Source organism: Gilvimarinus agarilyticus (assembly GCF_000832015.1).
GTDB classification, from domain to species: domain Bacteria; phylum Pseudomonadota; class Gammaproteobacteria; order Pseudomonadales; family Cellvibrionaceae; genus Gilvimarinus; species Gilvimarinus agarilyticus.
Genome location: NZ_JXCJ01000001.1, coordinates 2,144,121 through 2,153,882 on the forward strand (window position 1 = coordinate 2,144,121; position 9,762 = coordinate 2,153,882).

14 protein-coding genes are annotated in these 9,762 nt (G+C 55.1%); all 14 read left to right on the forward strand.

Features of this window, described 5'->3' with window-relative positions:
* Nucleotide 1: 1 nt before the first annotated feature.
* The 14 genes from SD69_RS19195 to SD69_RS09235 all read left to right on the forward strand — a co-directional run bounded on the left by SD69_RS19195 (nt 2) and on the right by SD69_RS09235 (nt 9,721).
* On the forward strand, nt 2-361 hold the full coding sequence (locus tag SD69_RS19195) for an HNH endonuclease (protein ID WP_084591530.1): 360 nt from the start codon (nt 2-4) through the stop codon (nt 359-361).
* Nucleotides 362-485: 124 nt separating this feature from the next.
* Entirely contained in the window at nt 486-905 is a 420-nt protein-coding gene (locus SD69_RS09175; RefSeq protein WP_041522980.1) for a P27 family phage terminase small subunit, read from the forward strand.
* Complete coding sequence (locus SD69_RS18085; RefSeq protein WP_052481025.1) at nt 905-2,596, forward strand: terminase large subunit; 1,692 nt, start codon at nt 905-907, stop codon at nt 2,594-2,596. Before SD69_RS09175 ends, SD69_RS18085 begins: the two co-directional genes overlap by 1 nt.
* Entirely contained in the window at nt 2,596-3,897 is a 1,302-nt protein-coding gene (locus tag SD69_RS09185) for a phage portal protein (RefSeq protein WP_052481026.1), read from the forward strand. The genes SD69_RS18085 and SD69_RS09185 overlap by 1 nt, the downstream gene beginning before the upstream one ends.
* Nucleotides 3,890-4,621, forward strand: a complete 732-nt coding sequence (locus SD69_RS09190) for a head maturation protease, ClpP-related (RefSeq protein WP_052481027.1) — start codon at nt 3,890-3,892, stop codon at nt 4,619-4,621. The genes SD69_RS09185 and SD69_RS09190 overlap by 8 nt, the downstream gene beginning before the upstream one ends.
* An 81-nt stretch (nt 4,622-4,702) precedes the next feature.
* Nucleotides 4,703-5,962: a phage major capsid protein gene (locus SD69_RS09195; protein WP_041522981.1), complete on the forward strand. Its 1,260-nt coding sequence runs from the start codon at nt 4,703-4,705 to the stop codon at nt 5,960-5,962.
* 68 nt (nt 5,963-6,030) lie between these two features.
* Nucleotides 6,031-6,402 carry an ETC complex I subunit gene (locus SD69_RS09200; RefSeq protein WP_041522982.1) on the forward strand — a complete coding sequence of 124 codons (372 nt, stop codon included), beginning with the start codon at nt 6,031-6,033 and terminating at the stop codon, nt 6,400-6,402.
* 4 nt (nt 6,403-6,406) lie between these two features.
* Complete coding sequence (locus tag SD69_RS09205) at nt 6,407-6,994, forward strand: head-tail connector protein (protein WP_041522983.1); 588 nt, start codon at nt 6,407-6,409, stop codon at nt 6,992-6,994.
* Between the two features lie 10 nt (nt 6,995-7,004).
* On the forward strand, nt 7,005-7,352 hold the full coding sequence (locus tag SD69_RS09210) for a phage head closure protein (RefSeq protein WP_041522984.1): 348 nt from the start codon (nt 7,005-7,007) through the stop codon (nt 7,350-7,352).
* Between the two features lie 49 nt (nt 7,353-7,401).
* Nucleotides 7,402-7,629, forward strand: coding sequence for a hypothetical protein (locus SD69_RS09215; protein WP_041522985.1), 228 nt, complete (start codon nt 7,402-7,404; stop codon nt 7,627-7,629).
* A gap of 9 nt (nt 7,630-7,638) precedes the next feature.
* Nucleotides 7,639-8,157: an HK97-gp10 family putative phage morphogenesis protein gene (locus SD69_RS09220; RefSeq protein ID WP_052481028.1), complete on the forward strand. Its 519-nt coding sequence runs from the start codon at nt 7,639-7,641 to the stop codon at nt 8,155-8,157.
* Between the two features lie 142 nt (nt 8,158-8,299).
* A complete protein-coding gene (gene gp17 / locus SD69_RS09225; protein ID WP_041522986.1) occupies nt 8,300-8,662 on the forward strand; it encodes a tail completion protein gp17 in 363 nt (120 codons plus the stop codon).
* Nucleotides 8,663-8,790: 128 nt separating this feature from the next.
* On the forward strand, nt 8,791-9,282 hold the full coding sequence (locus tag SD69_RS09230) for a phage tail tube protein (RefSeq protein ID WP_041522987.1): 492 nt from the start codon (nt 8,791-8,793) through the stop codon (nt 9,280-9,282).
* Nucleotides 9,283-9,334: 52 nt separating this feature from the next.
* Nucleotides 9,335-9,721 carry a phage tail assembly chaperone family protein, TAC gene (locus SD69_RS09235; protein ID WP_041522988.1) on the forward strand — a complete coding sequence of 129 codons (387 nt, stop codon included), beginning with the start codon at nt 9,335-9,337 and terminating at the stop codon, nt 9,719-9,721.
* The last annotated feature ends 41 nt before the right edge of the window (nt 9,722-9,762 follow it).

Here is a 9,762-nt window from a genome sequence, read left to right on the forward strand (position 1 = left end):
CGTGCCGTCAAAGCCACCCAGCTGGTGCGCCAAATGCAGCAAGCCACACAGCGGCCCATGCCCACAGCGCAAAGCGTGGGATAAGCCAGCCGCCAAAAAGAAACAATCGGGCCGTGGTGGTAGACCATGGCGTCGCAAGCGTGAGCGGATATTCAACCGTGATAGCTTTCTATGTCAGATACACAGCCGTAAAGGCGAGTTGGTCGGGGTAGAACTCCACGGCCCGCGTGCCGGTATCTGCGATCACATCATACCGCTTGAAGAAGGCGGCACCGATGACGACGAAAACCTGCAAACGATCTGCAAGGCCTGCGACAAAGAGAAGACGCAAGCCGAGTCACTAAGGGGCAGGGGGTACTAAAAAGTTTTACAGTAACCCAGCGGACACCGCGCCCTAAACTTACTTTTCGCGAGAGCCAATTTTTATAGGGGGGGGTTAAAGCCTCGGGGTTATGAGTACACCAAAATCAGCAGCAGTCATACCGATGAAGGATTTCCAAAAATCCGACTCGAGTACCGCGGCTGATAAGGGTGAAACCTTTCAGGGCTTGGTCGCCCGGATACCCAAGGTGCCTGGCAACCTTAGTGATGTCGCCCGGGAACACTGGTATTACATCGGTGAGCGTTTGGTTAAGGCCAATATGATTACCGAAGTGGATTTGGGGCAGTTCCAAATTCTTTGCGAAACATGGGCCCTATACCTTAAAGCGTCGCGACTTTGTGATGAACTTGGCGAGCTTCAATCCACGCCAAATAACTACCACCAGCTGGCACCGTGGGCTGTAGCACGCGAGCGCCACGCCAACCGTTATCAGAAAGTTTCGGATAAGTTTTTCTTGAGCCCTCGCGCCCGTAAGTCTGTAGATATCAAAAACCCAGCGCAGGGCAGTTTAGATCTAGATTAATGACCGATGTTGACGTGGGCCGCGCGTGGCTGGACAAAGCGTACCAGTACGCGGACGACGTTAAAGCCGGCATAGTGCCCGCGTGTAAGTTTGTGCGATTGGCGGTTGACCGATGGTTTGATGACATCGAGAACGCCCATAAGCGCGGCCTGTACTTTAGCGAGTACCACGCGGCGCGTTACTTTCGGTTTGTTGGCCGCTACTGCCGACATTATCAAGGCGACTTGGAAGGCAAGCTACTAACGCTAGAGCCTTGGCAGTGCTTCATCGATGCCAACCTATTTGGCTGGATCCGAGAAGACGGCACGCGCCGCTTTCGTATGGCCTATGAAGAATGCGGCCGTAAAAACGGTAAGACCACCCGCATCGCCGCCGCCGGTAACTTTTACCTGATTGGCGATAACGAGGGCGGGGCACAGGTCTACGCCGCCGCAACAAAGAAAGAGCAGGCCCGCGAGATCTTCGACAGCGCCAAAGCGATGATCGAACAAAGCCCGCAGCTGTTGCGGGTGACTGACCCGCAAGAACACAAAATACTGCACAAACGCAGTAAGTTTTTGCCGCTGTCACGCGACAACAAAAAAATGGACGGCTTCAACGTCCACGCCGGTTTGGTTGATGAGCTGCACGCCCACCCAAACAGCGGCATATGGGACGTACTGCGCAGCGCCATGGGCGCCCGCAAACAGCCCGTACTGCGTGCTATTACCACAGCAGGGTTTGACCACAACAGCTACTGCTACAGCCGCCGCCAGTACACGATACAAGTACTCGAGCGCAGCATTGAAGACGACACCTTCTTCGGCATCATCTACACGCTAGACGATGAGAAAAAGTGGGACGACGAAAGCGAATGGATAAAAGCCAACCCCAACCTGGGCGTATCCGTAGACCTTGACGACCTCCGCGCCCAATGCGCCGAGGCCAAACACATCGCCACCAGCAAGGTCGAGTTTTTAACCAAGCGCCTAAACATCTGGGTGTACGGCGAACAAGCCTGGATGAACATGGAGGCCTGGGCCGCCTGCAAAACTGATTTTGATTCCATCGAACTTTGGGACGAAGACGCCGACACCGAGCTTGATGGCGACGAATGCTACGGCGGGTTAGACCTCGCCAGCGTTGAGGACATGTGCTCATTTAGCCTGTGCTTCCCGCACTCGGGTGGCAAGCGCCGCGTTATCCAACGCGCCTACTTACCGCAAGCCGCGTTAGAGCGTCGGCTTAAAAAGGGCGACAAAACCCTTGAGCAATACAAAGACAGCGGCCACTTAATCGTAACGCCCGGTGCTGTTGTCGATTACGATTGGATTAAAAAAGACATCCTCCAAGCGTGCGATCGCTTCGATGTGCAAGGTATTGCGTTCGACCGCTGGAACAGCTCGCAGCTGGTGACGGATCTAACGGAACAGGGCATTCCAATGGTCAAGTTCGGCCAAGGCTTTGCCAGCATGTCAGCGCCCACAAAAGAACTTTTGCGGCTAGTGCTAACCGGCCAAATTGAGCACAACGACCCATTGCTAACCTGGGCAATAAGCAACGTGGTTACAGAAACAAACGCCGCTGGCGACATCAAGCCAGACAAAAGCAAAGTATCAGAGAAAATCGACCCAGCCGTAGCCGCCATCATGGCCATAGCACTTGCCATGGGCGTAGACGAAACCGACGATCAAGACTTTTTGGAACTCTAATGCAGCTAAACTGGTTTAATAAAACGCAAAGCGCGCTACCCGTAGCCGAGCGACAAGAGCCAATCATAGAGGCCGCTGCCGTTCCTGCCGTGCGTAACGACAACGAAGCCCGCACCTACCAGAGTATTACCGAATTCACAGAGGCCATGGGCTTTGTCGCCAGCAGCGCCGGCCCCGTCGTTACCAGCAAAACCGCCATGCGCGTTGCCATCGTCTACGCCTGCATCCGGCTGTTAGCCGGCGCCATGGCCACCATGCCACGCACCATCTACCGCAAAACCGCCGCCGGCCGCGACAAAGACAGCGCCCACCCGCTAAGCGTATTGCTAAATTTACAACCAACCCCACTCATGAGCGCCGCCATGTTCTGGGAGTTTATAACCGCCTGCATGCTGCTAGAGGGCGACGGTTTTGCCGTCATCCTGCGCGACGCCTTTGGCGAACCCGTAGAGCTTTTACCCGTAAGCGCCAATAACGTACACGTCGAGCAACGCGGCAATCGCCTGGTGTATTTCATCGTGCTTAACGGTGTGCATCGCGGGTTTGATCAAGACGACATATTGCACTTTGCCGGCTTCGGCTTTAACGGCACTCGCAGCCTATCGGCTGTTAAATACGCCGCCGGTCAAAGCGTTGGCATGGCCATGGCCATGGAGAGCTTCGCCGGTGACTTCTTTAAAAACGGCGTGCACTCCGATTTTGCCGTAATCAAAGACAGCAAGTGGGGCCCCGAAGACCAAGCCGCATTCCGCGAGGCATGGGCTGCTACCTACGGCGGCACTGGCAAAGGCAAAAAGCCACTTACCATTGGCAAAGGCCTAAGCATCGAGCAACTAAAAATCAGCGCCGCCGATAGCCAGCTACTCGAAAGCCGCGAGTTCGAAAACATCAATATCTGCACCGCCATCGGCGTGCCGGGCTTTTTAGTCAATCAAGGCAAAAACGTTACTGCCTGGGGCACCGGCATGGCCGAGATGAGCACCGCCTTTGTCCGCTATACACTCAGCCCCCACATGGTTCGCTGGGATCAAGAGCTAAACCGCAAGCTCTTTATGCGCACCGAACAGTTCGTCGAAACAAACCCGGCCGGTTTAATGCGCGGCACGCTCAAAGAGCGTAACGAAGCCTACAAATCTGCCCTTGGCGGCTCCAACGTGCCTGGCTACATGTCCATTAATGAGGTGCGCCAGCTAGAAAACATGCCGCCCATGGACAGCGACCTATACGACCAACCCTACGACCCACGGCTAGTCGGCGCAGCCCCGTTTGCCGAGCCAACAACGGAGAAACCCGATGCGTAACATGCAACAACTGCTGCAGCTGATTATCGACAACAAAGACCGCAAAAAAAATCTGCGTGCCGAGCAAGCCGACAGCGGCAACGTGCTGTACCTGTACGACATTATCGACCCGTGGTTTGGCGTAACCGCCACCGACATGGCTCACGCCATGGAAACCTTTGGCGGTGCCGACTTTGAGATGCGTATTAACTCCCCGGGCGGTGATGTGTTCGAGGGCCGCGCCATTCAAACGCGCCTAAAGCAATACCCCGGCAACATCCATGTAATGATCGACGGTCTTGCGGCCAGCGCCGCCACCACCGTGGCGCTTGGCGGTAAAACCCGCACCATGGCGGCGGGCGCTTTCTTTATGGTCCACAATAGCTGGACACTCGCTTTTGGTAACCGGCACGACGTACGTAAAACCGGCGATCTGCTTGAGCAAATCGACGACGCCATCGGGGCCGACTACGCCGCCGCCACCGGTAAAGAGCGCGATCAAATCGTACAGTGGATGGACGACGAAACATGGTTCAGCGCCACCGATGCAAAAGCCAATGGCTTTATTCAAGACATCTACACCGGCGACGACGCCCAAGCCGCGAAAAACCGCAACGCTTGGAATTTATCAGCCTACAAAAACGTACCCAAAGCCCTAACCGAGCAACCAACACCCGAGCCACCACAGCCAGACCGCGCCCACATGGCCCGCTACCTAGATATGTTAGAGCTCGGCGTAAGCTAACCCAATTTTAAAGCGCCCCGCGCGCACCACCACCAACCCGCCATGTGCGGGTTTTTTTGTTTTTAAACTAGGAGAAATACCATGGCACAATCAATCCAAGCGCTGCGGGAAAAACGTAACGGCCTCGCAAAAGAAATGCGCAACCACTTTGATAAGTTCGATGGCGACAACGCCCCCAAGTGGGACGCCGAAGCCGAAGAAACCCACAATAACCTCAAGGCGCAGGTCGAAGAAATCGACAACAGCATGAAGCGCCACCAAGACATTCTCGACATTGAAGCGTCTGAACACATGAGCAACCGCCGTGAAGAGCAAGAGCCCGGCAAACCTGCCAACAAACGCGGCACAGCACAAGCGAACGAGAAAGATCGCGAGATTTTCCAAACCTACCTGCGCGGCGGGGTAAATGCTCTAACGCCTGATCAACAACAATACGTTGCCGAGCAAGCCGCCAAAGTGCAAAACACCATGAGTACCGGCACCCCAGCGGAAGGCGGCTACCTGGTGCCCGAGCAATTTGGCGATCGCTTAATTGAGTCGCTAAAAGACTTTGGCGGTATGCGCGATGTTGCCACCATCATGTCTACTGAAAGTGGCGCAACCATTAACTACCCAACCACCGACGCCACCAGCGAAGAAGGCGAGCTAATTGCCGAAAACACCGAAGTGGACGACGAAGACCCAAGCTTTGGCACCGTTGGCCTGGGCGCTTTCATGTTCAGCTCTAAAGGCGTGGCCGTGCCATTCCAGCTGCTGCAAGACACTGGCATTGATTTAGAGGCCCACCTGTATGGTCGCCTTGGTATGCGGATCGGTCGAATTACCAACCGCATGTACACCGTGGGCACAGGTACCGGTCAGCCGCAAGGTGCGGTACCGGCGTCGGGTGCGGGTAAAGTTGGTGCCACAGGTAAAGCCACCAGCGTCGACTTTAGCGATATCAATGCGCTAATTCACAGTGTCGACCCGGCCTACCGCCGCTCTGGCGCTTGCTCGCTTATGTTCCATGACAACACCCTGCGCGACTTAAAAGACATTCGTGATGACCAAAATCGTCCGCTCTGGTTGCCCGGTGTTGGTGATGACGCCCCCGACACCATCTACCGCTACGCGTATGCCATCAACCAAGATATGCCCGTAATGGCGGCCGATGCTAAATCAATGCTGTTTGGTGACTTTAGCAAGTTCATCATCCGCGATGTGCGCCAAATGATGTTGTTCCGTATGACCGACTCGGCCTACACACGTAAGGCCCAAGTCGGCTTCTTGGCATTCCTGCGCAGCGACAGCCGCTTAACCGATGCCGGTGCGCTTAAGCACTACCAAAACTCATCTACCTAAGCGGTAGGTAATTGCCGGGCAGTGGCGGTACGCCGCCACTGAACCTTAACCAACAAAGGTGTAAAGCCATGCCAGATCAAACAGACAAGCCAGAACAGCAAGCGCCCGGTGCGCCGGACCAGACAACCACCACAGGCGAACCACAGCAAGCCCCAACACCGCCGGCGCCAAACCCGCCGCCCGAGCCCGAGGTAAACCCCAACGCCAGCGTGCAAGCGCGCGTGCTTATGAGCGACGTAATCGAGGGTGTTTCATACAGCCCAAACACCTACGTTCAGTTCAAAGCCAAGGTCGCTATACCGCTTGAAAAAGCTGGTCGCATCGATACCAGCGACGATGCCATTGCGTACTGCAAAAGCAACAAGCTGGAAAAAATTGTGCACGAAGACGCCAAAAAAGCGTTGAACGCACCCAAGCCAAAAAATAAAGGGCGTAAGTAAACCCATGCACCTGGTTAAACAATCTGTGGCTGACGTCCAGCCAATCACGCTGGACGACATCAAAGCCCAAACCAACGTCACGCACAGCTTAGATGACGCCTACCTAACCGCCTGTGCGGCGCAAGGGCTAGACCAAGTGGCCAGCGACACCAACCGCGCTATGGTCGACACCACGTGGACGTTAACCGGTGCTGGGTTTACCCCCGTAATTAAGTTGCCACGGCCACCGCTTATTGAGGTGGTCAGCATTAAATACATCGATACCGCTGGTACCGAGCAAACACTACCGGAGGCTGACTATCAAATTACCATTAGCGATGTAGCCACCTTTATACAGCCCGCTGCTGGCAAACAGTGGCCCACCATCCAGCGCGGCAACGCCAACGCCGTTACGGTGCTTTACCGCGCCGGCTATGTGCAAAGCGATGGCGAAGGTGGCACCACCGGTAATTTGCCCACACAGGCCCGCCAAGCCGCGCTGCTGTGGGCCGCGCACTTATACGAATTTCGCGAGGCCGTTACCACCGGCCAAACCTACCAACTGCCCAGCTATCGCGCGTTAATCGCCCCGCTGGAAGTTGACCTAATTTAAGGAACTGTTTATGCGTTCCGGTAACCTACGCCATCGCATCACATTCCAGCACAAAACGCAGGTGCGCAACGGCGAAACCCTAAGCTACCAATGGTTGCCCGCCGTAAGCGACGACAACCAAACCATGGAGAACATACCGGCTGAAGTACTCACCGGCCCCGGGCGTGAGCTTACCGCCGCCGGTGCCAGCCATGCCGAAGTCGCCGCCCGCATAAACCTGCGCTGGTTCCCCGGGTTAAAAGCCAACTGGCGGATACTGCACGACGGCAGCATCTACGACATCACCGGCACCTCAACCGACCGCACCGGCCGCCGAGAGTGGCGTTTAGTGTGCAAGGCGGGTGTGAGTGATGGCTAGCACAATTTCTGCGGGACCCGCTCGGCCTTACTGTAAGTGCTGCGGCAAGATGCCGGTCTGCGTTGTTGTAGAATCGTTTAGCTCAATTCGCAGCACGCTTTTTGATATTTTTGGCTTTGATCTTTCCGGTGATGATGAGTATGCAAAACTGGAGTTTAGTTGCGGTACATCGGTTAGCTTGAGCATGCGCCAGTACCGTTTGTTTGACGAAAACATTGCCGAGTTACAAATGCGATACTCGCTAAGTGGTGGGCATTTACTTTCATTCAAAGATTAAGGCCTAGCGATGTCAGACCAAATAACCGCCGACATAGAAGGCATAGCCACCATATCAAAACGGTTGCGGGCACTGGGTGAGGACTACCGCAAAAAAGGAATGCGCTTTGCCACCCGAAAAGGGGCGCAAGTCATACGCGGGGCAGCAAAACAAAAAGCCGATACATTCGACGATGCCAAAACGCCAACCAGCATTAGCAAAAACATCGTCGAGCGGTTTTCTAACAGCTACTACAAACGCACCGGCAATATTAAATTTCGCGTGGGTGTGCTGGGCGGCGCTAAAAAACCATCGGCTCTAACGGCAAAAGCCAAAGCCAGCCACAAATACCTAAAGCCCAAAAAAGGCGCACCGGGTGGCATCACCTACTACTGGCGCTATAAAGAATTCGGCACACGCTTTGTACAGCCCGACCCGTTTTTACGCCCCGCGGCCGAGAACAACCCGGCCGAAGTGTTTGCCACCATCGCAAAACACGGCGCCGCCTGGACGGGCCGTGCCATAAAACGCTTAAACAAAATTAAGTAGCAGGACGCTACTTATACCGTTAACTGGGTTGCGCAAACGCGGCCGTAACGGTGCACCGTAATTGGCTGGGCTGGTGCCCCGGAGCCAAACACACAAGCCCTCGCGGGTTAACTCGCGGGGGCTTTTTTATGGGTAACCCTAAATGCTAGCACCCGTGTTCACCAGCTGCGAAAACGACGCCGGCGTACAAGCCGAGCTTGGCGACCCACCGCGCATCTACGCCTTTGGCACCGCGCCAGATGATGCGGTACCGCCATACCTTATTTGGTTCACCGTAAGCGGCGCACCCGAAAACGTATTGGCCGGCACGCCCGATTACGACGGCTACCGCGTGCAAATTACCGCCTATGGCACACAACAAAACGATGCCGTAAACGCCGCCCGCGCCGTGCGCAACTGCCTAGAGCAAGTGGCCGATGTTGTTAGCTGGAACGGTGAAGGCCGCGACCCGGATACCAAAGAATATACCTATTCGTTTGACGTTAGCTTTTTACCGCTGCGTTAAACAAACAAAAAGCCGCACCTAGCCCCGCCGTGAGGCGCCGCGACCGTGCGCACTAACCGCCTGCCTATTGGTAGGTACATCACTCGCCGTGAGGCGACACGGGCCCAAAGCAATATTGGGAGCAAGCTATGCCTAAGTTATCAAAAGGTACCCACCTGTTTTTCATCGATCCTGATGATGACTCAACAGTGAAAGTACATAAACCCAAAAACATCGATGGTATCGATGCACCACTTACCGACATTGATATTACCGGTCTGGACGATGAAGGCTTCGAGTACGAAGGCGGCATGGCTCAGCCCGGCGATGTCTCGTTAACCATTGACCTGGACCCAGACATTCCCAGCCACTACCGCATGTACGAGCTAATGACACAAAGCCCGCGCCCCGTGCTTCAGTGGGCCGTTGGCTGGAGCGATGGCACAGAAGAACCCAGCGGCACCCATGCCGACGGGTTCGACTTTACCACCGCTGTCACTGGGCGGGCTTACAGCCTGTTTCGTGGTCACGTAAAAAGCATGCCACAAAGCTTCACCATTAACGCCATGGTGGGTGGCACGGTAGCGGTCAAAATGTCTGGCTCGCCAGTGTTGATGAAAAAAGGTGATGGTGGCCCCTAACCCCAATCCTTAGCCCGCCTTGTGCGGGCTTTATTTTTTACATAGGTAACCCATGAACGCACTACAACAACTGCAAAAACTTGGCGGTATCACCAGCGCCGAGACCGTACGCAAAACCGCTAAATGGAAGCGTGGTGAAAATGACACCCTAAACATCGACGTAGCCATTAAAAAAGAGCTTAGCTATGGCAGCTTTGAACGCATCACCAGCGCCTTTGCTAATGACGATCGCGCCCGCAACGCCCGCATCGTAGCCGAGGCCGTGTTGCTGGTTGATGACGACGAAAACGAGCTACCTATTACCTACGCAACCGCCGATGCCATGAAAGCCGATCTACTCATGGCCCTTAAAAAAGCCTACGACGAAGTGCACAACCTGCCTGCCGATGCAGCCGAAGACGCCAAGCCAGAAGAAGGCGAGGACACCGAAAAAAACTAAAACCCGTCGATGCCCTGTTCCATGAGCTAGTACTCGCGGGC

What these genes read in the sequence shown, in the direction of transcription:
- SD69_RS09210 (WP_041522984.1), top strand. Translation starts at nt 7,005, where the DNA reads ATGCGTTCCGGTAACCTACGCCATCGCATCACATTCCAGCACAAAACG.
- SD69_RS09185 (WP_052481026.1), top strand. Translation starts at nt 2,596, where the DNA reads ATGCAGCTAAACTGGTTTAATAAAACGCAAAGCGCGCTACCCGTAGCC.
- SD69_RS09190 (WP_052481027.1), top strand. Translation starts at nt 3,890, where the DNA reads ATGCGTAACATGCAACAACTGCTGCAGCTGATTATCGACAACAAAGAC.
- SD69_RS09215 (WP_041522985.1), top strand. Translation starts at nt 7,402, where the DNA reads ATGCCGGTCTGCGTTGTTGTAGAATCGTTTAGCTCAATTCGCAGCACG.
- SD69_RS09175 (WP_041522980.1), top strand. Translation starts at nt 486, where the DNA reads ATGAAGGATTTCCAAAAATCCGACTCGAGTACCGCGGCTGATAAGGGT.
- SD69_RS09220 (WP_052481028.1), top strand. Translation starts at nt 7,639, where the DNA reads ATGTCAGACCAAATAACCGCCGACATAGAAGGCATAGCCACCATATCA.
- SD69_RS09230 (WP_041522987.1), top strand. Translation starts at nt 8,791, where the DNA reads ATGCCTAAGTTATCAAAAGGTACCCACCTGTTTTTCATCGATCCTGAT.
- SD69_RS09235 (WP_041522988.1), top strand. Translation starts at nt 9,335, where the DNA reads ATGAACGCACTACAACAACTGCAAAAACTTGGCGGTATCACCAGCGCC.
- SD69_RS09195 (WP_041522981.1), top strand. Translation starts at nt 4,703, where the DNA reads ATGGCACAATCAATCCAAGCGCTGCGGGAAAAACGTAACGGCCTCGCA.
- SD69_RS09200 (WP_041522982.1), top strand. Translation starts at nt 6,031, where the DNA reads ATGCCAGATCAAACAGACAAGCCAGAACAGCAAGCGCCCGGTGCGCCG.
- gp17 (WP_041522986.1), top strand. Translation starts at nt 8,300, where the DNA reads ATGCTAGCACCCGTGTTCACCAGCTGCGAAAACGACGCCGGCGTACAA.
- SD69_RS18085 (WP_052481025.1), top strand. Translation starts at nt 905, where the DNA reads ATGACCGATGTTGACGTGGGCCGCGCGTGGCTGGACAAAGCGTACCAG.
- SD69_RS09205 (WP_041522983.1), top strand. Translation starts at nt 6,407, where the DNA reads ATGCACCTGGTTAAACAATCTGTGGCTGACGTCCAGCCAATCACGCTG.